Genomic DNA, 25,716 nt, shown 5'->3' on the forward strand with positions numbered 1-25,716 from the left:
GCTTAATAAAGCGGCTTTTCATTTACACATATAAAAGCAATTAGTCTACTATCACCTTAACAGTATATACCTTATTAGAATGTATCTTTAAAATGTACACTCCGCTTGGTAAACTTTGGTTGATTAACGAATAATTATAATCGTTTATATTTTTAGAAGAATAGAACAGGTTACCTGTCATATCAAACATATCAATCTTATCAATTGGATATTTTGATTTGATATAGGTTTTCTCTCCTTTCTTAACCGGGTTAGGATAAACCATTACGCCCGTTTCACTACTGTATTCAGAAACACCCATACTATCATCCTCAACCTCAAAAGAGATTCTGTTAGACACCTCGTTGTATGAATCGTTAGTAAACATTACTATAAAGTAATCTCCCGGCTCGGCAGGCATATTCTCATCAGGTATAACCTTAGTACCTTCCGGTTGCCCGTCAAAATAAGTATAACTTACAAGCTCATCAACATTCGGATCATCCCCCTCATGGTAAATACCTAACCAGTCTTTAATTATACCCGGCGCATCAGTCCATGTAGCAATAATATTCTCATTTAGGTTATAAACCGTTTTATTTATCATAAGCTGAGTGATTTGCTCACCTACCTGGAAAAACACCTTATTACCTATACTGTAATAACCATCCTGTAAATAATACTCTGCATAATAATACCCATCAGCCAGTCCTTCAAAAGTAAAACTACCTTCAGCCGAGGTTACATATTGCCATTGCGTAGAGTTTACATCTCCCGGTATATGCCCCACTTTATAAACACCTATCCAGTCGTTTTGCAACTGCGGTGCGTTTTCAAAAGAAACAGTTACCGCATCGCCTGAATTATACACCTCTGCATCTGTACTCAATTCAACAAACGGCCCAACATAAAACACCTGTCTGTCCGCCACTTCAGTATAACTGTCATTTTCAAAAATGGCGGCATAATATCTTCCATAATCAGCAAAGCCATCAAAAACCACGTTACCGCTATTTTGCCCGTTAAGATAAGCCCAGTCTTCCGACGGACTATTACTACCCGGCTCCTGCTCTAATTTATAAACGCCAATCCAATCAGTAGTATTACCCGGCGCATCTGAATAAGAAACAGTAACCGGAGTATTAGGTGCATAAGCAATAGTATCCGTTTGGATAAGCGTATTAGCAAATTCACTATTAATAACATTAAACGATTTCACCTCACTCCAGTCACTCCAGTTTAGGTTACTATCCCTGTGACGTAGCTTCACGAAATACTGTCCGTTTGGAATTTCGTTTTCAGCAATGGTAAGTCTAGTTATATCTACTCCTTCATTAATATTTGCAGTTGTATCTACCTGCGTACCTACAGGACCAAAAAGATTTTCAAAATCCCTGTATACATCTTTCTCTACAATATCAAACTCAGGCGTTTTACCTATTAAGAACTGTGTAGAGTTTAAAGGTTCGTTTGAAGTAGTAGCATATTCACTACTTTCAATTACAAGCGGAAGTTCAACATCTCCACCGTCAAAATCATTCTCAATTGTTGGTGTATCCGGAGACTCTAACCCTAAGTAACGGTGAAACTCATCCATAAGCTCGTTATCTTTCCATGTATATACACTACCTATAGAGTAAGCTTCTACATCAAAAGTACCGTTATTAACATCGATATCAATTATCTGATAAATCCAGTTTGATATTGTTTTCTGTACATCTTCAAAATCCTCTTCAACAGCCATACCCCAATATTGATCCCAAGCCACACCGCCTGATATGATTTGATACGTTGGTGTGTTTTTTAACTGCCCTCTGTGATACAGGTGATGGTGAGCACCTATATGTAATATGTGTTTTGGAGACGTTACCAAAACCGGCATAACAGTATTACGAACCCAAGTAGATATATCACCTACATACTGTTCTGCCTGGTAAGGCCTGTGACCTAAAGATATGATCCAGTCTACCGTCTCGTCATTATTTGCCGCTTCAAGAACCTGAGTAACCCAGTTAAGCTGTTGCAGACCGGTATGCTCTGTATCTAAAGCTATAAAAAGAGTATTACCTACCTGGTTAGCATAATAATTTTCGGTACCCGACGTGATTCCCTGATATGACATCTCATCAAGTATGTAATGATCATAGTAAGCCTGCATGCCTAATGTACCATAGGTTTCATGATTACCTACAAGTGTTTGTATAGGAAGATAGCCCGATAAAGCCTTATTCTTTTTAAAGTGTACATTTTCATAATGATCCAATGTTCCAACATCTACCTGATCACCCACCATAACGGTAAGCGCAATATTGTCTGCCGGATCAGCATCAACTCCCCATTTATCAGCTATCTTTCTTTTTGCAGCCGAAACTAATGAGTCAAAACGAGGAACATTCCTCATTTGATTATCTCCCAGCACAAGGAACCTAAGATGCCCGTCTTCTGTAGCAGCTTCTCCGGGCATAGGAAGTGTTTTAAAAGAGTAAACCTCTGAAACTGCTTCTCCGGTTTTAACTCTGTAGTAGTATTTAGTGTTCGAAGAAAGCCCTTCAATCTTAACAGTATGATAATAATAGTTATCCTGATAACCTGTATCAGAAAAAATCTGATTTGTTCCGTTAACCGTATTGGCCAGATTATTTTCCGCAGTTCCGTACTCAACTACTGATTCCGGATTTGATTCTGTTTTCCAGTTAACATAAATTGAGTTTGTGGTTGGTGCCTGTAAATAAGGATTTAACGTTTGCGCGTAACTCCCCAAACTTAAAGCACAGAAAAAAATTACTAAGTAAATTCTGTTCATTGCTGATGTTTTTAAGTGTTATGATGAATGATGCGCAAAATTACTCCTACTTATTACCACTGCTATTACAATAAGTTTAAGTATGAGTTAACAAAACTGCACTTTATAAATACAGTAACAACAAACGCAAAAAAGCTACCTGTTTTCACAGATAGCTCCTTTAAACTAAACTAAAACTACTTAATCTACTATTACTTTTTTGTCCGCATCAAAAGTAGACTGTTACAATCATTTTTAAATTACATCATCTTTAAATTAGAGTTAAAGAAATGCGAAGATGGTTTTGTTAAAAAAAATCAAATATTTAGCTTTTTATAACACTTTTAACAATATTAGTTTTAAATCAACATACAATCACTACAAATTAGCTTATTTTTTCCTACAAAAATTCTTAAAAATCTCTTAAAATTTTAAAATATATCCCAAAAAATTTGGAATAATAGTTTCAACATTAGAAATTTGGTTAACTAACTCAAATCTATTTCAATGAAGACAAAACTAAAGGGATTATTAACGCTCCTTTTTGCGTTAATAATGCAAATCTCATTTGCGCAGGAGAGGACGGTTTCGGGTACTGTCGTAGACCAGACAGGTTTTCCGCTTCCGGGTGTTAACGTTTTAATCAAGGGGACAACTAACGGAGTTCAAACGGACATCGATGGTAAGTATGAAATCAAAGTCAGTCCTGATCAGGTTCTGGTTTTTAGTTACATTGGTATGAAAGCTCAGGAAATTCCTGCTTCATCAACCACAGTAAATGTAACATTAGCAGACGACACCACCGAACTGGATGCCGTAGTAATTACAGCGGTAGGTATTAAACGTGAAAAGGCATCGATTGGTGCCGCCACATCAACCATTAGATCTGAAGAGATCGAAAAAGGTGCACAGGGAGATATTGCTAACGCCATTAAAGGTAAAGTTGCCGGTGTTGTAATTTCCAATGCATCTACAGACCCGGGTGCTTCATCTGGGGTTATCATCAGAGGTATTAGTACGCTTGGTGGTAGTAACCAACCACTATATGTAGTGGATGGTGTTCCAATCAATGATAACACTAACTTTTCTGACGACCTGAACGGAGGTTATGACTTTGGTCGAGGATCATCAGACATCAACCCTGATGACATTGAAAGCATGACAATACTAAAAGGTGCATCTGCAACAGCACTTTATGGTTCGCGTGCCGCAAATGGTGTTATCATGATTACAACAAAAAAAGGTAAAGCCGGAAAATTAGCTGTAGATTTCTCTACAACCACATTCTTCACTTCTATTTTAAGAACCCCTAAATACCAGTCTACTTTTGGACAGGGATGGGATGGTGTTCACTACTTAGGTGAAAATGGTTCATGGGGTCCTCGCTTTGACGGAAGTATACGTACATGGGGTAATGTTGTTGATAACTCTCAACTTATCAAGCCTTATGTATTTCAGGAAGATCAGCTTGAAAACTTTTTTGATATTGGAACCTCAACCTTTACAACAACATCGGTTTCAGGCGGTAGCGGAGATACCAGTGTAAGGCTTTCTTACTCAAACCTGCAACAGGACGGTATATACCCTACAGATTCTGATTCTTTTGAAAGAAATACAATAGGTCTATCGGGTACATCAAAAATTAAAAACTTTACCCTAAGTGGTAATCTAAACTATGTTAATACAGGTGGTAGTGCTGTAGCTACAGGACAGGGGGTTAACACATTTAACAACCTTATGCAGATTCCTACTGATATTCCAATCACTGAATTTGCAGACTACACTAATCCATTTCACAATGTTTCTAACTACTATACTCCTTATGGCGTAACCAATCCATATTTTACTCTTAATGAAAATGGTAGTGATTACAACAAAGAAAGAGTTTATGGCTCTATAGAACTATCATACGAGATTAACAAATGGTCAAGCGTATCATACCGTTTTGGTTTAGACCAGTACACTGACAAGTTAAGAATATGGACTGCCGAAGTTGATGCAGATCCGGGAAGCCCTAACGATGGAACATCTACAGAGCAACCTGGTACTTATGCAGAGGCTCACAACACTATTAAGCAGTTAAACCACGATATACTTTACAACCTGAACTTTGACTTAAGTGAAAAATTAGGTTTAGCTTCTACTTTTGGTTTCAATGCCAATACAAGGGAAGGTAGCTCTCTTGCTGCCAGCGTACCTAGTCAGGATATACCTGGATTCTTTTCGTTTGCAAATAGTGCAGACGTACCAACAATAGCTTCTACCAGAAATTCAAGAAAACTATATGGTATATACAACTCAACTACACTTTCATTTAACGATCAGTTATATTTCACAGCTAACTTAAGAAACGACTGGTATTCTACACTTCCAAAAGATCAAAGATCTGTATTTTACGGAGGTGTAAACATGAGCTGGTTATTTACTAATACTTTCCCTGAAATTAAAAATGTGGTTAATTACGGTAAATTAAGAGTTGGTTATGGTGAAACAGGGGTTGACACAAATCCATATCAGGTACTACCAGTATATACTTTAGGTAGTACTGACAACCAAGGTTTTAGAAACTACAACTACCCTGTAAACGGAATAACAGGTTATGAAGTAGGTAACAGACTGGCAAACCCAGACTTAAGACCAGAAAGAAGAAAAGAGTTTGAAGTAGGTATTGAAGCTTCTTTCTTTGATAATTTAATTTCGATTGACGCAACATACTATGATGCTAAGGTAGAAGATCAGATATTAAACCTTCCGTTAGCGCCAAGTAGTGGTTATACAAACCAAACTGCAAACATTGGTACTATATCTAACAAAGGTTTTGAGGCTTTACTTACTTTAAATCTTGTAAGAAGTAAAACTGATGGTTTTGAATGGAGTACTTCGGTAAACTTTGCTACAAACAATGCAATACTTGAAGAGCTTGACCCACGTATCCAACAGGTAGACCTTGGTGGTTTAAGTACAACATCTCTTATAGCAAGACCGGGAGAACCTATCGCACTGATAATGGGTAGTGTTCCTGAAACAGATCCTGACGGAAATATCGTAGTAGATGCTAACGGTGTACCAATCGCTTCATCTGTAAAAGAGGTTTATGGTGATACACAATATGATTACACTATGGGTATTGGAAATACCTTTAGATGGAAAGGTGTAACACTTGATTTTACATTTGACATTCGTCAGGGAGGTTTAATGTATTCTCGTACAGCAGACATTACACGATTTACAGGTAATTCTATAACAACAACTTATAACGATCGTCAGCCATTTATTGTTCCTGGATCAGTAATTAAAAATGTAGCTGATGACGGTAGTGTTTCTTACTCTCCTAACACAACTGCAGTTGATGTAGAGCACATGGATGATTATTACAGAGCTGATGCACTTGCAAGAGCAACAGTAATAGATAAGTCGTTCATTAAATTAAGAGAGGTTGTTTTAAGCTACGATTTACCATCTGAATTATTAGGTGACGGATTTATACAAAGATTACAGGTATCTGCCATAGGGCGTAACCTATTCTTATGGACACCTAGAAGCAATCAGTACATTGACCCTGAGGCTTCAACATTTGGTACAGACTTACGTAGTCAGTTTGGTGAATTTAGCGCGAACCCTTCAACAAGAAGTATCGGTTTCAGCATTAAAGCAAACTTTTAAAAAAAAATATCATGAAAAATATATTTAAAATATTCTTACTATCATTTGCGGTAGTCTTCACATCCTGTGAAGATGATCTGGATATAAATACCGATCCAAACTCACCTACGCAAATAACAAAAGGGCTGGCTCTTGCTTCTGCCGAGGCTTCCCTTGTAACTGTTTTGGGTGGTGAATTAACAAATTTAGGAGGTTTTTGGGCACAGTACCACACACAATCTCCTAGTGCCAGTCAATATGAAGTTTTTGATCAATATAACTTAACAACGTCATATGCCGACAGACTTTGGACTGAACTTTATGCAGGATGCCTTAACGATCTTGAATTCGTAATAAACGAAGCTGAGCAGGATGGTGATACAGGAACTGTAGTTATCGCTACCTGTTTAAAAGCATATACATTTCAGCTACTTGTAGATTTGTTTGACGGTGTTCCTTATACTGAAGCTCTTCAGGGCATAGACAACATTACACCTGCTGTAACTTCGGGTGAAGAGGTTTATACAGGTTTGATGGCCGAATTAGACGCGGCAGTAGCTGCATATGAGGCAGACCCTGTTAACGGAGGTGTAGGATCTCAGGATCAGATATATGGAGGTAATGTAGCAAGGTGGGTACAGTTTGCAAATACATTAAAACTAAAAATGTATATTAGAATGGCTTACACATCAATGGCTAATCCAACTGCTGTTAATGCATTAATAGCAGAAGATAACTTTATAACCGCTGATGCTGCCTTTACAAACTTTGGAGATTCTCAAAACCAGAGAAACCCATTCTACGAAGTTCAGATAGACCGACTTGGAGATGTAAACAATGTAGCCAGTAATACATTACGAGATTTTTATGAAGCAAATGGCGACATGAGAATTCAGGCTGTTTACAGACCATCAGGAACTAACCCATTAAATTTTCCTTCTATTTCACAGGGAACAGGCAATGATTTTAACAACACTGCCGCTTCTTACGGAAGACCAAATATTTGGCCAAAAACTCCTGTTTTCCTAATGTCTATGGCAGAAAGCAACTTCCTTCAGGCAGAAGCTTTAATACGCTATGCTGCAGGAGCCGGAGCACAGGTAAAATACGACAACGGTGTGCTACAATCTTTCCTTACTTATGCAAACTATTTTGAAAAGGACAATGATTTGACAGATGCTGATGAAAACCTTGAACCTGTATTCTCTGTTGCTGATGCTACAGCTGCAGCTACAGCTCTTACAGGAGCAGGAGGTGCTTATGAGTATAACGCAACGGGTGACACAGAAACGCTTTTAAGACAGGTTATGATTCAAAAATGGGCTTCACTTCCTTATGTAAACAACATAGAAGCTTATATAGAAGCTACAAGAACTAAGTTCCCTGAGGTAGTACCTGAAGGAACAGAAGATTATAGCATGGGCAACAGAATACCGTCGGCTATATCAACCTTACCTAATGTACAAATACCAAGTATATTATTCTACCCGGACGATGAAGTAAACAGAAACCCGAACATAACTCAGCATAACAGCTTAACAGATAATGTTTGGTGGGATCAGAAAACTGAATAATTAAAAAAGTGAAGTCATGAAAATTATATATAAAACATTAAAGACCGGTTTACTTTTATCCCTTGCTATGTTAGCATCGTGCGGATATGAAGATCCTGTCGAATCTAAAACAACCTTTTACCCTATAATCGAGGTAAATGGAGGTGAAGTTCTTTTAAACGTTGACGAATCATATTCAGATCCGGGGGCTGTTGCCACAATTGACGGAGTAGAAGTTCCTGTAGATGTGCGATTTGTAGGCCGATACAGAAACAATACATCTACAACACTTGACACCAGTATTTCTGACATATACACTCAGGAATATTCTGCAACAAACGTAGATGGTTTTAGTGGTACAGCAACAAGACAGGTTATTGTGGCTAATACCGGAGATTTAGTAAACAGTATAGAAGGTCTATATACCTCTACGGTATTCAGGAATGGTAGTCAGGGAAGCCCGGCATCTGCTTATACTGATATTGAGTATATGTTAATCTGGAAAAATGCTGACGGTAGTTACGAAATATCTGATGCCTTTGGAGGCTGGTACTTATTTGGTAGAGCTATTGATTTTTCAGAAACACCGGGAGGAATTATTGTTGCAAACGACATCCCGTCTAACGACTTTAGTTTCCCAGGTACACAAACAAACAGATATTTTGGCGGTAGTTCTGAAATAACTGATTTAACTGTTGATCCAGATACAAAAACACTTGTATTAACAACTGTTTGGAACGTATCGGGTACAACATACACTTTTGAAAGTACACTTACACAAGTTCAATTTTAAAAAAGGTAATCCATGAAAAATATAAAAAGATTATTATTGCTTGTAGGGATTTTTACCTTCGCCTTCACTTCATGTGATGTAGACGGGTATGATGACTACGGCATGGAAACCACACCATCTGTAGCCATGAACGGCGAGTGGTGGATAGACATTATAGATGAAGCATCGGGCTCAGTATTGGCTCAGCACATACTTCATAAAACATACGACACTAATGCCGGAGACGGTAGAATGTACATAGACGATAACCAAAATGGTTACTATATAAAAGGTACTGTAGCTGTAAATTTAAGCAACCTTACTTTTACTACCACTGATGAAGAAAATTTAGTGGATCCAGGAAGTACTTTCAATGTAACCGACGGTAAAGTACTTAAAAATGCTGCACTCTCAGAATCTGGGGTGGTAACAGACAGTATTTACTTTAAAGGGGAGTTTAGTTATGATCCGGGTACAATAATCATCTTCGCAGGACACAAAAGAACCGGCTTTTTGGAAGATGAGTATTAAAAGAGAAACTTCGTCTCTTAAAACCACCCTTAACAGGGTGGTTTTTTTATACCTTTGCAGCATGGAAAAAGAACATCAGATTTTTGGGGTAAGGGCCATTATGGAAGCCATAAATGCCGGTAAGGAAGTTGATAAGGTTTTTATTCAGAAAGATGCTCAGGGAGACCTGATGCGTGAATTGATGAAAACTATTAAGAAAAACAGCATTAACTTTAGTTATGTTCCGGTAGAAAAACTAAACAGACTTACACAAAACAACCATCAGGGAGCTGTTGCTACTATTGCCCCTGTAAGTTTCCATAATTTAGAAACGCTTGTAGAAACAGTTTTAGAAAGCGGCAAGACTCCCTTGTTTCTTATACTGGATCAATTATCTGATGCCCGTAACTTCGGGGCCATCATCCGTACTGCTGAATGTACAGGAGTTGATGGTATTATTATCCAGAAACAGGGATCGGCACCGGTAAACGGCGATACGGTTAAAACATCGGCAGGTGCTGTTTTCAATGTACCTATCTGTAAAGTTGAGCACATTAAAGATGCTATTTTCCACCTGCAGGGATCGGGCATTAAAACTATAGCAGCAACCGAGAAAACCGAAAGCACCATTTATGATGTAGCTTTTAATGAACCTGTAGCGATCATAATGGGATCTGAAGACAGGGGAATTAATCCATCTGTTTTAAAAATAGTAGACGAAAAAGCCAAACTGCCAATGTTTGGAACTATTTCATCGTTAAATGTATCGGTTGCCTGTGGCGCCTTTTTATATGAAGCAGTAAGGCAGCGACTTTAGTCTGCCTTTTCTTGTTCCGTATCTCCTTCCCTCTCCTCTTCTTCAGGCTTAGGAACATAATTATAAACTATACGAAACACAGGTGCATTATGTGTATGTGATGCTGCATTAAGGCTACTTTGTGTAACAGGCTCACTATGTTCATTAGTAGGCTCTTTCTCGGGTTCAGGTTTTGGAGGGTTTACAAAATTACCATTCTCATCAAAGCGCTTCATGAAAGGATCCTGGCTTGGATCAAAATCCGGTCTTTGCCAATCGTAAGTAATTTGTTTTTTATATTGTGGAGTGGAATAAATTCTTGAAAACAACAGCCCGGTGATTAGTCCGCCTAAATGTCCCTCCCATGATATCCCTTCTTCTATATCAGGAAACACATACCAAATCATACCACCATATAGCATAATAATTAAAAGCGAAAGAGCGACCAGCCTGTAATAACCGCTTTGCATCCCTTTAAAAAACATAAAACTTACCAGCACATATATAAGTCCGCTTGCGCCTATATGATACGATTCCCTCCCTATTAGCCATGTAATAAAGCCTGACAACAACACTCCATATACAATAACCTGCAATGCCTGCTTACGGTAAAAATACCTTAACCCGGCAATAAGTACCAGTAACGGAATAGAGTTATTGTATAAATGCTCAAGGCTACCATGAAGAAACGGACTAAACACTATTCCCCTTAATCCTTTTAATGTGCGCGGATAAATACCAAATTCGGTTAAATGAAGGTGAAACTTTCCGTCAGCCCAAAACACTATCCACAGCAGCAACACAAAGTAAAGCGGCCACGCCAGTACAGAAGGTGAAAATTTAAATTGGTTGTCGGTCATAAAATAGTATGTTAAGCTTTTTGTAAACACACAATAATTTAACCAATTTTGCCTTAGTGCAATTTTGTCATAAATCAGTAATTTTACACCATGGAAGCACCTTTAGCAGAACGCATACGCCCTACACAATTATCTGAGTATATAAGTCAGCAACACCTAGTTGGTCCAAACGGATCGTTAACTCATCAAATTGCACGCGGAGTAATACCATCATTAATACTATGGGGACCTCCGGGAACGGGTAAAACGACGCTGGCACAAATTATGGCAGAAGAGTCTAAAAGACCCTTTTATGTACTGAGTGCTATCAACTCGGGCGTAAAGGAAGTACGTGATGTTATTGAAAAAGCAAAACAAAGCGGCGGACTTTTTACTTCCAAAAACCCTATCCTTTTTATTGATGAGATTCATCGTTTTAGTAAGTCGCAGCAGGATTCGCTTTTGGCCGCTGTAGAAAAAGGATGGGTAACATTGATAGGTGCAACTACCGAGAACCCGAGTTTTGAGGTAATACCCGCATTATTGTCAAGATGTCAGGTGTATGTGCTTAATGCTTTTTCGAAAGAAGATTTGGAAGCTTTACTGCACAGGGCCATGGAAGCAGATGAAATACTAAAGCAAAAGAAAATAGACCTTAGGGAAACCGAGGCCTTATTACGCCTTTCGGGTGGTGACGGAAGAAAACTCCTAAACACCTTCGAGTTAGTTATTAATGCTTCTGAAGGAGATGATATTATAATAACCAATGATAGGGTTATGCACCTTGCTCAAAAAAATACGGTGATGTATGACAAAACCGGAGAGCAGCACTATGATATTATCTCGGCTTTCATTAAGTCGATTAGAGGGAGCGACCCCAATGGTGCTGTTTATTGGCTTGCCCGAATGATTGAAGGCGGAGAGGATTTAAAATTCATTGCCAGACGAATGCTTATCTCGGCATCAGAAGATATTGGTAACGCCAATCCTACAGCCCTTATAATGGCTAATAATACCTTTCAGGCTGTTTCAACAATTGGATATCCGGAATCAAGAATCATATTAAGCCAGTGTGCCGTTTACCTTGCTACTTCACCAAAAAGTAATGCTTCATATATGGCTATTGGTAAAGCACAGCAGGTAGTAAAACAAACAGGTGATTTACCCGTACCGCTACATTTACGCAATGCTCCTACTAAACTAATGAAGGAACTTGGCTATGGCGAAGAGTATAAGTATTCACATAACTACAACAATAACTTTGTTGAACAGGAATTTTTACCCGATAATATAAAAGGTACGGCTTTTTATGAACCGGGGAATAACAGTCGTGAAAATGCTACCCGTGATTTTCTTAAAAACAGGTGGAGAGATAAATATAACTATTAATATTAAAACTTAATATTAAGCTCCTGGCTCACAGGCTCGTCATTTAAGTAATATTCAAAAATCCATTTTTCGTCTTTTTTGAATACAACTCCTGTTACATCTTCCATTTTAGCACTATAAGAGTCCGGCTGAGAGGTTTTATACATTTTCAGTACGGTTTTCTCGGTTTTATCAAGCAGTTCATAACCGTATGAAGTAGGTTTGGCATATAATTGATTATCTCTTTTTTTAACCGAAGTACCATCTTCTTTAGAGCTAGCCACAAGAGGTGTTGCTTCTTCTCCCTTATATTGATAATATAGAGCATTGAATGACTGAGAAGCTTCCCTCAAAGCAGCATAGTATGCTTTTCTTAATTCTTTTTCTTTGCTTATACCTTCGTCTGATTTGAACACTTCCTGATCGACACAGTTTTTCATTACAATGGTAATACCGGTAGACAGGAATTTAGAATTTGAAATCAAATCGGCATAAAGTACTTTACAACGATCCATTTTTGCTTCAAAAGGCATTTCTTCCCCTTCAAAATACACCTCAAAACCTTTTTTCTCAAACATCATTTTAGTGATGGTATTAAGGTTATACTCATCTTTCTTTGCCAGGAAGTCAAAGATTTGAGGAATAACAACATACTTATAATCACTAACATCTGTACTTTGTGCCTTAACCGATGAGGCAAAAATTAATAAAGCAAGAAGGATAAGTTTTTTCATAATTAGAGAAAGTTTTTTAACTCCAGCAGGTGATTAATTTGGGATATCCCTTCTTTTACCGCCAGTTTGTTTTCATTAAAATAAATAGCGTCCAGTCCGCAATTTAAAGCGCCCTGTACATCGGCCTCAATACAATCACCCACCATAACACCGTGAGGCTTTTCTATATTAGCTGCTTTTAAAGCATATTCAAAAATCCTGGCGTCGGGTTTTTTATACCCGGCATGTTCAGAATTTGTTATTGTTTCAAAATAATGATGAATTTCAGAATTTTTAAGCTTACCTACTTCCTGCACCCCATTAGTTATTATATGAAGGCTATATTTAGGGCTAAGGTATTCCAGTATTTCTACCGCGCCATCATGTAGGTGGTTAAAAGTAGGGAGTAGTTCTATATAATCTTCCCACAGGTTATTGATAAGTTCATCATCAACATTAAAACCTACAGCATCAAAAGTTTCCTTTAGTCTTTTATACCTAAGCTCCTGCTGACCGATATGACCATCACGAAACATTTTCCAGTATTTAAGATTTATAGGAATATACAACTTTATAAACTCAGAAACATTTACTCTTACCTGATGCTTTTGCAATATGGTTTCAAAAGTAAGCGCAGAGTTTTTCTCGAAATCCCACAAGGTATGGTCAAGATCAAAAAAAATAGCTTTCTTTTCGGCAAGTTTCATAAACTATTGTTTTACGATAACAGCATTTTCAATATGGTAAATCCAGTCGTCCACATCGCTGTCATTGTACCTGAAAGTTCCCTGCAATGTTACATACTGGTCGGTTTTCAGTCTCATGTTAGTATCCTTGAACTTGATTCCCATAATGGTTTCAGGTCCCGCCTGACCACAAAAGAAACACGAAGCAAAAACATTTTTACTAAGCGCATAAGTTTTGTTATCTATAGGGATAATAAAACCACTCATCACTATAGTCTTTTTGCTTTTTGCTTTTAGTGTTGAATTTACTACAGGGAACATTACCCCTTCAGGATAGTCGTCGCTAGCCTTTTTTACATATTTTATTTCACCCAGAAGTTTCCACGATAGTGTATCTGCAAAAATCTCTATATTGTCTTTAACCGTTGCTTGCTTTATAAAACCCGAGGCATTTACAGATGGTGTACGCATAGACATCAACATTAACCCCGAAAACATAATAATTGCTACTACTAAATAATTTTTACGCATTTGCCAGTGTTTTAGAAATATTTAAACCATAAGCCTTAACCGCAGGTATAACTGCTGCCAAAACCCCTACAAAGATAGTGAGCAGGAATAAATATCCTTCTTTTTCCCACACAAACTCTAAGGGATTAAACGAAATTTTAAATTCACTTTCAGATGAACCCGAAATCAGGCTTAGTGCCAATCGTCCAACAATCGTTCCAAAAATATATCCGGTAACACAAAGTAAAAGACTTTCTATAAGCACCAGCATTAATAACTGGAGTCTGCTTGCCCCGTTAACACGCAATAAGGCAAACTCATACTTTCTCTCTTTAAGCGTATTGAACAAAGCAATAAAGATACTGATACCCGATATAAGCATAATACCGTAAGCCAAATACTGCAAAGCATCTAACCCTATACCGAACAACGTAAACAACCTGTTTATCTCTATAGCCGGAAGAGCTCCCTGCATTTTTGTGTTTTGAGGTATTAACCTGGGCCAGGTAACTATAGCCATTTTACTTTTAAACTTAAGAAGTACAGCCGTAATTTCTTTCCCTTCTTCGCTTACAGGCATATCTACATGATTGTGGTGGTGAGCTTCTTCGGCGTGATGATCGTGATCATGATCATGCTCATCATCGTGGTGATGGGCCTCTTCTGCCGTAGCATGGTCATCATGATCATTCAGCTCTTCAGTTGCATCATGGTCATGGTGGTCGTGGTCGTCATGATTGTGTGCCTCTGCAGTTCCTTCTTCGTCATGATTGTGTTCGTGCTCATGATCGTGCATAGCCCAAACACTTGGTATATTACATAGTATTAAATTATCTACTACCTTACCTGTGTGTGAAGCAATACCGGTTACTACATAAGCATGATCCTTGTGCACCTCACCTTCTTCAGAATCCCCGTGAGAACCAAAAAACTTATCACCTACCTTAATGTTCATTTTTTGTGCCACAGCACTACCTACAACCACATCGAAGTTATGTTCAAATACTTTTCCTTCACTTAACTCGGCTCCGTACTTTTTAAGATACTCAGGAGTTGTACCCACTATCCTGAAACCACGGTAATTATCACCAAAGGCCAATGGTATAGCCGTTTCCACAAAGCGGTGATTCATCCATTTTTTGGCTTCGGCATAATCGATATTACCAGTAGGAGCATCTACCTGATAAACCGACGACAGTATAAGCTGCAACGGGCTACCCTGAGCACCAAGAACCATATCGATACCATCTATATTATCGTTAAATTTTTTCTCAAACTGATCCTGCAATAATATCAGCAGGGTAATTATGGCCACACTTGCCGTTAATAATATTATACTCAGGATAGTATTAAGCGGTTTAAACCATATATTTTTCCAGGCAATTTTAGTAATCATGATAAAGTGATTTGATTAGGGAAACGGTCTTTTAACCTCTGGTCGTGAGTAACTATTACCAAAGCAGTACCAAACTGCTTAGCCAGTCCCGAAAGCATATCGGCAACCTTATAGGCATTTTCGTCATCGAGGCTTGAAGTAGGCTCATCGGCAAGAAGTAGTTTAGGTTCATTGATTAATGCACGGGCTATAGATACCCTTTGCTGCTGACCGATACTTAACTGCGATGGTAATTTATGTAAGTGATCTTTAAGGTCCAGCTGTTCCAAAAGCTGTTTTGCTTTTTCGGTTGCCTGATGACCTGTTGCCAGCCATGATGCCAGCACTACATTTTCCAGTACGGTTAGCGATGCCACAAAGTAGGCCTGTTGTAATACTAACCCAATATTTTTACCTCGAAAATGATCCAGTTTCCTGTCTGACAAGGATGAAAGACTTGTTTCATCTATAAGCACCTCTCCTGATTCCGGCTTTAGTAAACCACCAAGAATATGCAGTAATGTAGTTTTACCTTTTCCCGACCCTCCTGTTATTAATAAACTGTCTCCCTTTGAGGCTGCTATATTGGGAAACTGAAAAGAGGTGCCTTTGCCATAGGAAAAGCGAATATCTTTTGTAGTAATCATCATTCTTTATTTAGACGCCCTGCAAGTTAACGAAAATAGGGCGATAATAAAACGGCATTAACCTAACATTTAGCCTATTTTACCGCATTTGTTATAAATAACCTTCATCAGCAAAACTAAGATAGGCTTTCTCGGTTACTATAACATGGTCAAGAATATTTATACTTAAACTTTGCCCTGCCTGCTGCATTTGTTTAGTTATCTGCCTGTCGGGTTCACTGGCCTGCAACGCTCCCGATGGATGATTGTGTACCAATATCATACCCGTGGCATTATGCTCCAACGCGAGTTTAAATGCCAGGCGTACATCTACTATAGTACCGGTTATACCGCCTTTACTTAGCTGGGATTTATAAATTACCTTATTGGAATTATTAAGATACAGTACCCAAAATTCCTCATGCGGTAATTCGCCTATAAGCGGTTGCATGATTTCGTATACCGCTTTACTTGAAGTTACCTTTTTCAGGTCGACCGTATCTTCCTCTCTCCTCCTTCGTCCCAGTTCGGCAGCGGCAGCTATAGTGACCGCTTTTGCTTCTCCTATTCCCTTAAAAGTCATTAACTGTTTTACCGAGAGTTTACCAAGCGTGTTAAGATTATTGTCTACACTCTTTAAAATACGTTTACTGAGTTCGACAGCACTTTCATTGCGACTGCCCGACCCAATGAGTATGGCAATGAGTTCGGCATCACTAAGGGCTGTTTTGCCTTTAAGTATTAATTTTTCGCGCGGCTTGTCGTCTTCAGCCCAATATTTTATTGAAAAGCTTCCTGTGGTTTCTTCCATTTTATTAAAGTAAGGTTTGCGAATTTAATTAAAAACCGCATACTATTTTATAAAAATATTACGTTAACCTACTAAAACACCTTATTAATGAAGCAACTTTTACTATTATTCCTTATCGGTTCCATTTTTAAGGCAGATGTAGAAAAAGACTTCTACCAACGCCTTTCAGATGCTGCAATTACCCTTACCGAAGACCGTGTAAGATATGACCCTTCTTATGTAAAAATCAAATATCCTAACGGCGATGTCCCTGCGCACACCGGTGTATGTACTGATGTGGTAATACGCGCTTACCGCAAACTGGGCATTGATTTGCAAAAGGAAGTACACGAGGACATGAAGGCAAACTTCTCGAAATACCCTAAGTCATGGGGTTTAAAATCTACCGATACTAATATTGATCATCGCAGAGTACCTAACCTACAAACTTTTTTTACGCGCAAAGGAGAAAAACTAACAGTAACAAAAAAGGGAAGTGATTACAAACCCGGAGACCTTGTTACCTGGATGCTGGGTGGAAACGTACCTCACATAGGCATTGTAGTAAACAAAAAAGGAAAATCAGGTAATTATATGATTGTACACAATATAGGCAGCGGACAAGTTTTAGAAGACTGCCTCTTTGACTATTCTGTAAGCGGGCACTACCGGTACAAAAAAGAGGGACATTAAGTCCCTCTTTTTTTATAATAATGTTTTCACATCATCAAAATTAAGTCCGCCATAGTTACCGCTACTCATAAGTAGCAGCGCTACCCCTTCGGTATCATATTTTAAATGGAATAAATACTCCTTAAAAGCCTCTGGATTGGTATAAATAATCAGGTCTTCCCTATTAAAAGCTTTAGCTATCTGCTCGTAGGTAACCTCTTCAAGCTGTTTAATTTTTACAGCTTCGGGCGAATAGAAAACCACAGCCACATCGGCCTTATCTAAAGCACCCTCATACTCCTTTAAAAACTCGGCATTAAGGCTGCTGTAAGTATGCAGCTCAAGGCAGGCAATAAGCTTCCTGTCAGGGTACTGATCTTTAACCGCTTTTGTAGTAGCAGCTACCTTGCTTGGCGAATGAGCAAAATCTTTATATGCAACATTTTTACCGTTCTCGGCTATTTTCTCCAGTCGTTTACTTGCCCCTTTAAAAGTAGCTATAGCCTCATAAAAATCGGCTTCATCTACTCCCATATTCTGGCATATCCACTTAGCGCCGGCAAGATTGTTTAGATTATGCTCTCCAAACACCTCAATAGGCATAGCACCTTCGGGAGTTTCAAGATATGTCACACCATCTTCTACCGAATAATACGGAGTATGGTATGGCAGTTTTCTAATTGGGTTTGAAGCAGCTTCAGCTACACGCTTAACTTCAGGGTCGTTTTCATTATAAACCAATATACCACCGTTTGTAATTTTTTCAATAAAAATTTCAAACTGCTCTACATAATTTTCATAGGTTGGAAACACATTAATATGATCCCAGGCAATACCGCTTATAAGTGCAATATTAGGCTGATAAAGGTGAAACTTAGGTCTCCTGTCTATTGGTGACGAAAGATACTCATCTCCTTCCAGCACTATAAAGTCGTTTTCTTCGGTTAAATGCACCATTGTATCAAAACCTTCCAGTTGTGCTCCTACCATATAATCTACTTCTATATCATGGTAGTTCATTACATGAAGTATCATGCTGGTTATGGTAGTTTTACCATGAGAACCACCTATAACAACGCGGGTTTTACTTTTAGACTGCTCATATAAAAACTCAGGATATGAATATATTTTAAGCCCCAGTTCCTGCGCTTTTAATAACTCAAGATTATCGGCTTTGGCGTGCATCCCTAAAATTACGGCATCAATATCGGCAGTAAGTTTTTCAGGAAACCATCCCATTTGTTGAGGCAAAAGCCCTTTGTTTTCAAGCCTTGTACGCGATGGTTCAAAAATGGCATCATCGCTACCGGTAACCACATATCCTTTTTCGTGAAGTGCCAGTGCAAGGTTGTGCATAGCGCTCCCCCCTATTGCTATAAAATGTGTACGCATTTAATTTCTGATTATTTTTTATATAAGCTTCCCAACCTTACAGGGAAAATAATACTCTATATTATTAAATACCAAAAGTAATAAAATCATAGCACAACAACAGCTAACCGCATTAAACAAAAATGCGGCATATTGCTCATAAAACCTCCCAAACATGAAAAAAGCCTTACTCCTACTCACATTATTGATAAGCTTTACCATAAATGCACAGCATTATAATTATAAATGGGAAAAAGTAATTAACTACGAACTTGACGGAAAAATAAAATCGGCGGATGCAGAGACAGACAAAATTCTTGAACTTGCCAGAAAAGAACACAACGAACCTCAAATAATTAAAGCCTTCTTTTTTAAAGCCAGATATATACAAAAACTGGAAGAAAATGCTCAAATGAAGATTTTCAAACTTTTAAAACAGGAAAAAGAAAAAGTGAGCGTACCGGGCAAGGCTTTAATAGAATACCTATATGCCAGCGCATTGAACGATTATTACAATCGATTTAAACATGAAATAAACAGCCCTACTTATCTTGAAAACGCTACTCCCGAAAACATAATGGAATGGAGTAGCATAAACTATAATGAAGAAATAGAAAAAGCCTATAAAAAAAGTATTGAAAACAGAGAGGCGTTATATAAAGTACCTTTAAGTAACTATGATGCCATTATACAACTTAACCCCATACTAACAAAAACCAACCGTTCGTTATACGATTTTCTTTTTGAGCAATATATCAAACAGCTCGAAATTGACAGATACTCAAACAGCACAGGCTTAGTACTTAAAAACAGTGAAACTTTTCGAAATGCAGATTTCTCTGATTATCCAAAAAACAGCAAAGCTTTTGCTTTGTTTCAGGATATTGAAAAATTCTATCACGATAAAAATGACACCTTAAACCTGCAACGGGCCGTTTTAAGAAGACTTACTTTTTTCAATAAAAATTATTCATATAACACACCGGAAAACCTACAGGAAACCTACTTAAACACTCTCTTAGAAATATGTAGCAGCTGGAAACAGTCACCTTTTTTATTTGAAGCAAAACTTAAAACAGCACAGCTATATCATAATATAGCAAAAAAAGATAATCATCCTGAATACCGTGAAAAAGCCATTGAAATTTGTGACGAAATAATAAACAATTACAGAATAAACCATGTTGCAGATGATGCGGCATTGCTTAAAAACTCTATTAGCGGTAAAAGTTGCAGTATTGAGACAGAAAAATATATTATCCCTAATAAGCCTTTTTTAGCTAAAGTAAGCTTTAGAAATTTTGACTCTCTATACGTAAAACTGTACAAAGTAAATGCCGGTTTTAAAACAGACACTACAAAAGAAATTACCCCTACCATACTAAAATATGACATGCCTAAAAGAGCACCATATTTTGAATATGACACAGAAATTATACTCCCCCCCTTACAGCCAGGCCATTACTTAATGGAAGTTTCTCCTACAGAAACCAATGAAAACTATTCTGAACCAGCAAAAATTATAGTGACAGAGCTCACCTCTGTAGAACAAAATGAAAAAGATCACACTTACTACAGAATCCTTAACAGGGAAAGTGGCGAGCCTGTTAAAAATGCAAAAATTATATATGCCGAAAAAAATTACGTTACTAATAAAGAGGGAGTGGCAATTGTAAAAAACCCAAAATATAAACCTAATCAAAAAAGTCGCAAAAAATACGAAAACCCTCTCATATATAACAGGCAAGACACCCTAAACAGTAACAATTCAGTTCATTATTACTATAATGAGAAAAACAAAAAGGAAGAGGAACCGGAAATAAATGTATCAGGTAAAATATTTACCGATAGAGCAATATACAGGCCTGGGCAAACCATATATTTTAAAGGTATAATAACCCAAGAGGTTAATTCTATTTACAGCGCAGTCCCAAACATTTATGTTAGCGTATACATTACTGATGCTGATTATAACGAACTAAAAACACTACGCCTTAAAACAAATGAATTCGGATCGTTTTCAGGAGAATTTCAAATTCCAAAAAATGCAATGACCGGAGAGTTTGAAATCGAAGTTGATGAAGATGAAGATTATGAACTCGATGAAGCATATAATAAAAGAAAAGATGAACATCCTTTTTGGGATAATGAAAATGTATATTTTGATTATTTCTCAAAAAGGGTTGTGGTTGAAGAATATAAAAGACCAACCTTTGAAATTGAGTTTGACACAATTAAAGAACCTATTATTATAAATAAACCGGCAATTGTAACCGGAAAGGCAAAATCATTAAGCGGAGCAAATTTAACTGAAGCAAGAGTAAAGTATGTAATAGACAGGTCTAGATACTGCTCACAATCAGGAATACTTGGTTCTTTTACTCCTATAAAAGGAGAAACCACTACAGATAAAAACGGAAAATTTTCAATACCCTTTACCCCCGAAGCTATAGAAGGGTCGGATGAAAACAAACTACCCGTATTTAGTTATGAGATAAATATTGACGTGACGGATATTAATGGTGAAACTCAGGAAAAACAACTCCACATAAAAACCGGTTATCATGATTTGGAATTAAGCTCTTATATACCTTATGATCTTACCGAAGAACATAAAGACGGAATTTTAGTTAAATCGAATAACCTTAATGATCATCCTATACCTGCTGTTGCCGAAATAACAATCTACAAATTATCTTCTGACAGACAATCAATAAAAAAGGAAAGACCATGGTATGAGCCGGAAATACAAAGCATAAGCAAGGAAGAATTTGAAAAAAATTTCCCTTACACCCCATATAAAAGCAGAGAAGAGTCTCAGTCTCCGGAGAGGGAAAGAGTAATATTATCTCAAAAAATACAACTGAAAGATGGTTCCTTCAGGCTTAACCCAAACCTTAAAGAATGGGATACAGGAAAATATGAAATTGTTATCTCGGCTATCGATACAACAAACCACATTATTGAAAAGAAAAAAACTTTCACTTTTGAAAATAAAGAGAAACAGCCTAATGAATACATATTCAGATATAAAGAGCTTAACAAAAATTACATGACCGACGGATATGTAGAACTGGAACTGGCCTCTAAACTTGAAAATCTTTATGTAGCTGTAGAAGCATATGAAAACGGAAATCGCAGTTATGATAAAATAACTCACTTGCAAAACAACAAAACCAATATTAAAGTACCATTATCTCCTGAAGCTGAAAATGTTGAAATAAAGTTTTATTACGTGTGGCAAAATGATTTTTTTACTGAAAAAGAAGAATATAACTTCAGGAAAACGAGTAATTCGTATCTTAAAATAACGTCTTCTACCCTTCGCAGCAACCTCACACCGGGAAATAACGAAACATGGTCGTTTAGTATAACAGGAACAGAAAAAGAGAAATTTGAAGTACTGGCATCAATGTATGACACTTCACTTGATCAATTCACCTATGATTCATGGACAGACTGGCCTTATTTAAAAGAAGACAATTATAATTACTACCGTACACCTTATTTAGAAACCACTACAGGAGGCAGGTCCAGATCACGTGTTTTTGAGGCTTACACATATGTCGAAGTACCTTTTTCAACATATCCCGACAAAATAAACAGTTACGGATTTAACATTAATCACAGTAGGTTTATTTATAAAGATGCTGCTAAAACTAACGGAAACAAAAATTCAACTGAAAAAACAATAAAAATAACAGGAATTGTTAGTGACGAAACAGGTCCTTTACCTGCAGCAAATGTACTTGTAAAAGGAACCCAAATAAGTACACAAACTAATTTAGACGGAGAGTTTACAATTGAAGCCGGTTTAGGATCTGTTCTCCAATTTAGCTTTGTAGGACATGAAAGTCAGGAAGTTGTTGTAGGGAGTCAGTACATATATAATATTCTTCTAAAAGAAGGAATGTTTCTTAGCCCTGTAGTAAAAGACGTTTACAGAAGTACAACCAAACAAAAATCGGTAATGGCTGTTGCATACATATCCAGTGAAGCAATTGAAGACAGGGCAAACGCATCTGTACTACAGTCCTTACAGGGACAAATTGCCGGGGTATCAATAACTACAGCCTCCGGCGAGCCCGGGTCTGAAAGCACCATAATACTTAGAGGTGCAGGCACTATAGACGGTAATATCGCGCCTCTATTTATAATAGACGGTGTACCTGTTGATGAAGATAGTTTTAGAAGCATTAATCAAAACCAAATAGCTAATGTGCAAGTATTAAAAGATGCCGCTGCAACTTCAATTTACGGAAACCGTGGTGCTAACGGAGTAATAGTTATTTCAACCTATGACGGTATTGAAAAGCAAAAAGAAGAACTGAAGAAGGTAGAAACCCGAAAAAACCTAAATGAAACAGCTTTCTTTTATCCTCATTTAACAACAAACAAAAATGGCGACCTTACCTTTAGCTTCACTTCCCCTGAAGCATTAACCGAGTGGAGACTTCGCCTTTTTGCCCATAGTAAGCAATTGGATTCGGGTTATCTGGAACATTTGGCAATTACACAAAAGGACCTGATGATAGTCCCTAATATGCCCCGCTTCCTGAGGGAAGCCGATACCATTGTAATTAGTGCCAAGGTAACAAATATGACCACCGCACCTAAAACAGGAAACGCCATACTTATACTCTACAATGCAGTAAACATGCAACCTATAGACAGTATAGCCTCAAACAGTAACAACACTAAGCCTTTCACTATTGCAGGCAAGAATAATACTGTTGTAAACTGGACAATTACCGTACCACGAGGTATAGAAGGCATACAATATAAAGTGGTTGCTAAAGCCGGTAATTATACTGATGGTGTTGAAAGTTTACTTCCTGTTCTAACTAACAGAACACTGGTAACCGAAAGTATACCTATATGGGTTAAACCGAATGAAACAAAACAATATACATTAGAGAATTTAAAGAATAACACGTCGTCCACCCTTAAAAATCATAAAGTGGTTTTTGAATACACTTCAAACCCGGCATGGATAGCACTACAGTCATTACCATACCTTATGGAGTTTGAGCACGAATGCTCTGAACAGCTTTTCTCAAGGGTATATGCTAATGCTATTGCAGCTTCGGTATTGAACAGTAATCCAAAAATTAAAGAGGTTTTTGATTCTTGGAAAAAAGAAGGTAAACCATCTAAGCTTGAACAGAACGAAGAGCTGAAATCAATTATACTGACAGAAACTCCGTGGTTACTGGATGCTCAAACCGAACAGGAAAAGAAAAACCGACTGGCTCTACTTTTTGAATTTGACAAAATGGAAAATGCTATGACAGCCAACCTTGCAATACTGGAAGACCGACAGGAAAACGGTGCTTTCCCATGGTTTTCTGAAGGCAGAACCGATGAGTATATTACTAGGCATATACTTGCCGGACTGGGCCATTTGTCAAAATTAAAAATAACCGACACTACAAACATTTCTGTTAAACGTATTACCAAAAGAGGAGTCGAGCACATTGACGACCATTTTATAAAAACAGATAACGAAAGAACAAAAAAGAATAAAAAATTAGTTTTAACCACTCCTTACTCATCACTGCATTATTTATATACAAGAAGTTTTTATACAGAACAATATCCTGTGAAAGACAGTCTAAAAGCAAGAATAGACAAATATTTAAACAACATCAAAACCAACTGGCTTAACTATTCCCTCTATGAAAAGGGAATGGCTGCCCTAACTCTCAAAAGGTTTGGTGATACCATAACCGCAAAAAAAATAACCGAGAGCCTTAGGGAAACTTCTTCAAACAATACCGAATGGGGCATGTACTGGATAGAAAACAAGGCCGGATGGTACTGGTACAAATCACCTATAGAAACACAGGCTCTTTTAATTGAGGCAATAATTGAAATTGATAACGACGTAGAGTCGGCAGATGCAATGAAGGTATGGCTTATTAAAAACAAACAAAACAAACACTGGTCAACCACCAAAGCTACTACCGAAGCCGTTTATGCCTTATTAATGCAGGGAAGCGACTGGTTATCGGTTAAAGATAATACTACCATAAAATGTGGAGATGATATTTCATTAAACAACAAATTGGCTGAAACCAAAAAAGAAGCCGAAACAGGTTATCTAAAACTGGAATGGAACAATACTGAAGTCTCCAAAAAACTATCAGAATTCAGTATAGAAAACAAAAGTAAAGTACCGGGTTATGGAGGATTATTTTGTCAGTATTTTGAAGACCTTGATAAGATACAGGATACCCAAAAAGGATTAATGAACATAACTAAGGAACTCTACCTGAAAGTGAAAAACGGAAGTGAAACATCATTAAATCAAATTACGGCCGACTCACCTTTAAAAATTGGCGACCTTGTTACTGTAAGGATTGTACTAAACATTACTGAAGACATAGAGTATGTTCATCTTAAAGATATGAGAGCTTCGGGTTTTGAGCCTATGGATGTTTTTTCGGGCAATAAGTACACAGCAAACACAAGGTATTATATGACAACCCGAGATGCTGCTACAAACTTCTTTTTTGACAGATTAGACAAAGGAACTTGTGTACTGGAATATGATGTTAGGGTAAACAATGCCGGAACATTCTCAAACGGTATATCAACCATACAAAGCATGTATGCAACTGAGTTTTCGGGACACACAAAAGGCATAACAATAAAAATCATACCTTAACTTTAATTCAAATAAGAGTAAACAAAAACGCCTCCTGTTAACAGGAGGCGTTTTTTATTTGA

17 protein-coding genes are annotated in these 25,716 nt (G+C 37.5%); 8 read left to right on the top strand and 9 right to left on the bottom strand.

Features of this window, described 5'->3' with window-relative positions; genetic code table 11:
* Positions 1 to 40: 40 nt before the first annotated feature.
* Positions 41 to 2,782, bottom strand: coding sequence for a fibronectin type III domain-containing protein (locus tag ABS768_RS03665; protein WP_408073608.1), 2,742 nt, complete (start codon positions 2,780 to 2,782; stop codon positions 41 to 43).
* A 486-nt stretch (positions 2,783 to 3,268) separates the two neighbouring features.
* Between ABS768_RS03665 and ABS768_RS03670 the strand changes: the two genes are divergently transcribed.
* The 5 genes from ABS768_RS03670 to rlmB all read left to right on the top strand — a co-directional run bounded on the left by ABS768_RS03670 (position 3,269) and on the right by rlmB (position 10,055).
* Positions 3,269 to 6,424: a SusC/RagA family TonB-linked outer membrane protein gene (locus tag ABS768_RS03670; RefSeq protein WP_408073609.1), complete on the top strand. Its 3,156-nt coding sequence runs from the start codon at positions 3,269 to 3,271 to the stop codon at positions 6,422 to 6,424.
* Between the two features lie 11 nt (positions 6,425 to 6,435).
* Positions 6,436 to 7,977 (top strand): SusD/RagB family nutrient-binding outer membrane lipoprotein, encoded by a 1,542-nt coding sequence (locus tag ABS768_RS03675; protein ID WP_408073610.1) that lies wholly within the window; start codon positions 6,436 to 6,438, stop codon positions 7,975 to 7,977.
* Positions 7,978 to 7,993: 16 nt separating this feature from the next.
* Entirely contained in the window at positions 7,994 to 8,749 is a 756-nt protein-coding gene (locus ABS768_RS03680) for an immunoglobulin-like domain-containing protein (RefSeq protein ID WP_408073611.1), read from the top strand.
* Between the two features lie 12 nt (positions 8,750 to 8,761).
* On the top strand, positions 8,762 to 9,259 hold the full coding sequence (locus ABS768_RS03685) for a lipid-binding protein (RefSeq protein ID WP_408073612.1): 498 nt from the start codon (positions 8,762 to 8,764) through the stop codon (positions 9,257 to 9,259).
* Between the two features lie 61 nt (positions 9,260 to 9,320).
* Positions 9,321 to 10,055 (top strand): 23S rRNA (guanosine(2251)-2'-O)-methyltransferase RlmB, encoded by a 735-nt coding sequence (gene rlmB / locus ABS768_RS03690; RefSeq protein ID WP_408073691.1) that lies wholly within the window; start codon positions 9,321 to 9,323, stop codon positions 10,053 to 10,055.
* Here rlmB and ABS768_RS03695 read toward each other — a convergent pair.
* Positions 10,052 to 10,894, bottom strand: coding sequence for a rhomboid family intramembrane serine protease (locus tag ABS768_RS03695; RefSeq protein ID WP_408073613.1), 843 nt, complete (start codon positions 10,892 to 10,894; stop codon positions 10,052 to 10,054). The genes rlmB and ABS768_RS03695 overlap by 4 nt on opposite strands.
* 90 nt (positions 10,895 to 10,984) lie before the next feature.
* Here ABS768_RS03695 and ABS768_RS03700 point away from each other — a divergent pair, with 90 nt between their 5' ends.
* Positions 10,985 to 12,262 carry a replication-associated recombination protein A gene (locus tag ABS768_RS03700; RefSeq protein WP_408073614.1) on the top strand — a complete coding sequence of 426 codons (1,278 nt, stop codon included), beginning with the start codon at positions 10,985 to 10,987 and terminating at the stop codon, positions 12,260 to 12,262.
* A gap of 2 nt (positions 12,263 to 12,264) precedes the next feature.
* On the opposite strand, the gene ABS768_RS03705 is transcribed toward ABS768_RS03700, so the two are convergent.
* The 6 genes from ABS768_RS03705 to radC form a co-directional block, all read right to left on the bottom strand.
* Positions 12,265 to 12,975, bottom strand: a complete 711-nt coding sequence (locus ABS768_RS03705) for a hypothetical protein (protein ID WP_408073615.1) — start codon at positions 12,973 to 12,975, stop codon at positions 12,265 to 12,267.
* A 2-nt stretch (positions 12,976 to 12,977) separates the two neighbouring features.
* The gene (locus ABS768_RS03710; protein WP_408073616.1) at positions 12,978 to 13,661 is read right to left on the bottom strand and encodes a YjjG family noncanonical pyrimidine nucleotidase; all 684 of its coding nucleotides are present in this window, start codon (positions 13,659 to 13,661) and stop codon (positions 12,978 to 12,980) included.
* Positions 13,662 to 13,664: 3 nt separating this feature from the next.
* Positions 13,665 to 14,171: a hypothetical protein gene (locus ABS768_RS03715; protein ID WP_408073617.1), complete on the bottom strand. Its 507-nt coding sequence runs from the start codon at positions 14,169 to 14,171 to the stop codon at positions 13,665 to 13,667.
* Entirely contained in the window at positions 14,164 to 15,546 is a 1,383-nt protein-coding gene (locus ABS768_RS03720) for an ABC transporter permease (RefSeq protein WP_408073618.1), read from the bottom strand. The genes ABS768_RS03715 and ABS768_RS03720 overlap by 8 nt, the downstream gene beginning before the upstream one ends.
* Complete coding sequence (locus ABS768_RS03725) at positions 15,543 to 16,175, bottom strand: ABC transporter ATP-binding protein (protein ID WP_408073619.1); 633 nt, start codon at positions 16,173 to 16,175, stop codon at positions 15,543 to 15,545. Before ABS768_RS03725 ends, ABS768_RS03720 begins: the two co-directional genes overlap by 4 nt.
* A gap of 88 nt (positions 16,176 to 16,263) precedes the next feature.
* Entirely contained in the window at positions 16,264 to 16,962 is a 699-nt protein-coding gene (gene radC / locus ABS768_RS03730; RefSeq protein ID WP_408073620.1) for a RadC family protein, read from the bottom strand.
* 87 nt (positions 16,963 to 17,049) lie between these two features.
* Between radC and ABS768_RS03735 the strand changes: the two genes are divergently transcribed.
* Positions 17,050 to 17,634, top strand: coding sequence for a DUF1287 domain-containing protein (locus ABS768_RS03735; protein ID WP_408073621.1), 585 nt, complete (start codon positions 17,050 to 17,052; stop codon positions 17,632 to 17,634).
* 12 nt (positions 17,635 to 17,646) lie between these two features.
* On the opposite strand, the gene ABS768_RS03740 is transcribed toward ABS768_RS03735, so the two are convergent.
* Positions 17,647 to 19,005, bottom strand: coding sequence for a UDP-N-acetylmuramate--L-alanine ligase (locus ABS768_RS03740; RefSeq protein WP_408073622.1), 1,359 nt, complete (start codon positions 19,003 to 19,005; stop codon positions 17,647 to 17,649).
* Between the two features lie 154 nt (positions 19,006 to 19,159).
* On the opposite strand from ABS768_RS03740, the gene ABS768_RS03745 reads away from it, so the two are divergent.
* Positions 19,160 to 25,654 carry an alpha-2-macroglobulin family protein gene (locus tag ABS768_RS03745; protein WP_408073623.1) on the top strand — a complete coding sequence of 2,165 codons (6,495 nt, stop codon included), beginning with the start codon at positions 19,160 to 19,162 and terminating at the stop codon, positions 25,652 to 25,654.
* Positions 25,655 to 25,716: the final 62 nt, after the last annotated feature.

Origin of the sequence: Flavobacterium rhizophilum (genome assembly GCF_046000485.1) — a bacterium.
Lineage (GTDB): Bacteria > Bacteroidota > Bacteroidia > Flavobacteriales > Flavobacteriaceae > Flavobacterium > Flavobacterium rhizophilum.

What these genes read in the sequence shown, in the direction of transcription:
- ABS768_RS03720 (WP_408073618.1), bottom strand. Translation starts at nt 15,546, where the DNA reads ATGATTACTAAAATTGCCTGGAAAAATATATGGTTTAAACCGCTTAAT.
- ABS768_RS03670 (WP_408073609.1), top strand. Translation starts at nt 3,269, where the DNA reads ATGAAGACAAAACTAAAGGGATTATTAACGCTCCTTTTTGCGTTAATA.
- rlmB (WP_408073691.1), top strand. Translation starts at nt 9,321, where the DNA reads ATGGAAAAAGAACATCAGATTTTTGGGGTAAGGGCCATTATGGAAGCC.
- ABS768_RS03715 (WP_408073617.1), bottom strand. Translation starts at nt 14,171, where the DNA reads ATGCGTAAAAATTATTTAGTAGTAGCAATTATTATGTTTTCGGGGTTA.
- ABS768_RS03740 (WP_408073622.1), bottom strand. Translation starts at nt 19,005, where the DNA reads ATGCGTACACATTTTATAGCAATAGGGGGGAGCGCTATGCACAACCTT.
- radC (WP_408073620.1), bottom strand. Translation starts at nt 16,962, where the DNA reads ATGGAAGAAACCACAGGAAGCTTTTCAATAAAATATTGGGCTGAAGAC.
- ABS768_RS03745 (WP_408073623.1), top strand. Translation starts at nt 19,160, where the DNA reads ATGAAAAAAGCCTTACTCCTACTCACATTATTGATAAGCTTTACCATA.
- ABS768_RS03680 (WP_408073611.1), top strand. Translation starts at nt 7,994, where the DNA reads ATGAAAATTATATATAAAACATTAAAGACCGGTTTACTTTTATCCCTT.
- ABS768_RS03735 (WP_408073621.1), top strand. Translation starts at nt 17,050, where the DNA reads ATGAAGCAACTTTTACTATTATTCCTTATCGGTTCCATTTTTAAGGCA.
- ABS768_RS03665 (WP_408073608.1), bottom strand. Translation starts at nt 2,782, where the DNA reads ATGAACAGAATTTACTTAGTAATTTTTTTCTGTGCTTTAAGTTTGGGG.
- ABS768_RS03675 (WP_408073610.1), top strand. Translation starts at nt 6,436, where the DNA reads ATGAAAAATATATTTAAAATATTCTTACTATCATTTGCGGTAGTCTTC.
- ABS768_RS03685 (WP_408073612.1), top strand. Translation starts at nt 8,762, where the DNA reads ATGAAAAATATAAAAAGATTATTATTGCTTGTAGGGATTTTTACCTTC.
- ABS768_RS03695 (WP_408073613.1), bottom strand. Translation starts at nt 10,894, where the DNA reads ATGACCGACAACCAATTTAAATTTTCACCTTCTGTACTGGCGTGGCCG.
- ABS768_RS03710 (WP_408073616.1), bottom strand. Translation starts at nt 13,661, where the DNA reads ATGAAACTTGCCGAAAAGAAAGCTATTTTTTTTGATCTTGACCATACC.
- ABS768_RS03700 (WP_408073614.1), top strand. Translation starts at nt 10,985, where the DNA reads ATGGAAGCACCTTTAGCAGAACGCATACGCCCTACACAATTATCTGAG.
- ABS768_RS03725 (WP_408073619.1), bottom strand. Translation starts at nt 16,175, where the DNA reads ATGATGATTACTACAAAAGATATTCGCTTTTCCTATGGCAAAGGCACC.
- ABS768_RS03705 (WP_408073615.1), bottom strand. Translation starts at nt 12,975, where the DNA reads ATGAAAAAACTTATCCTTCTTGCTTTATTAATTTTTGCCTCATCGGTT.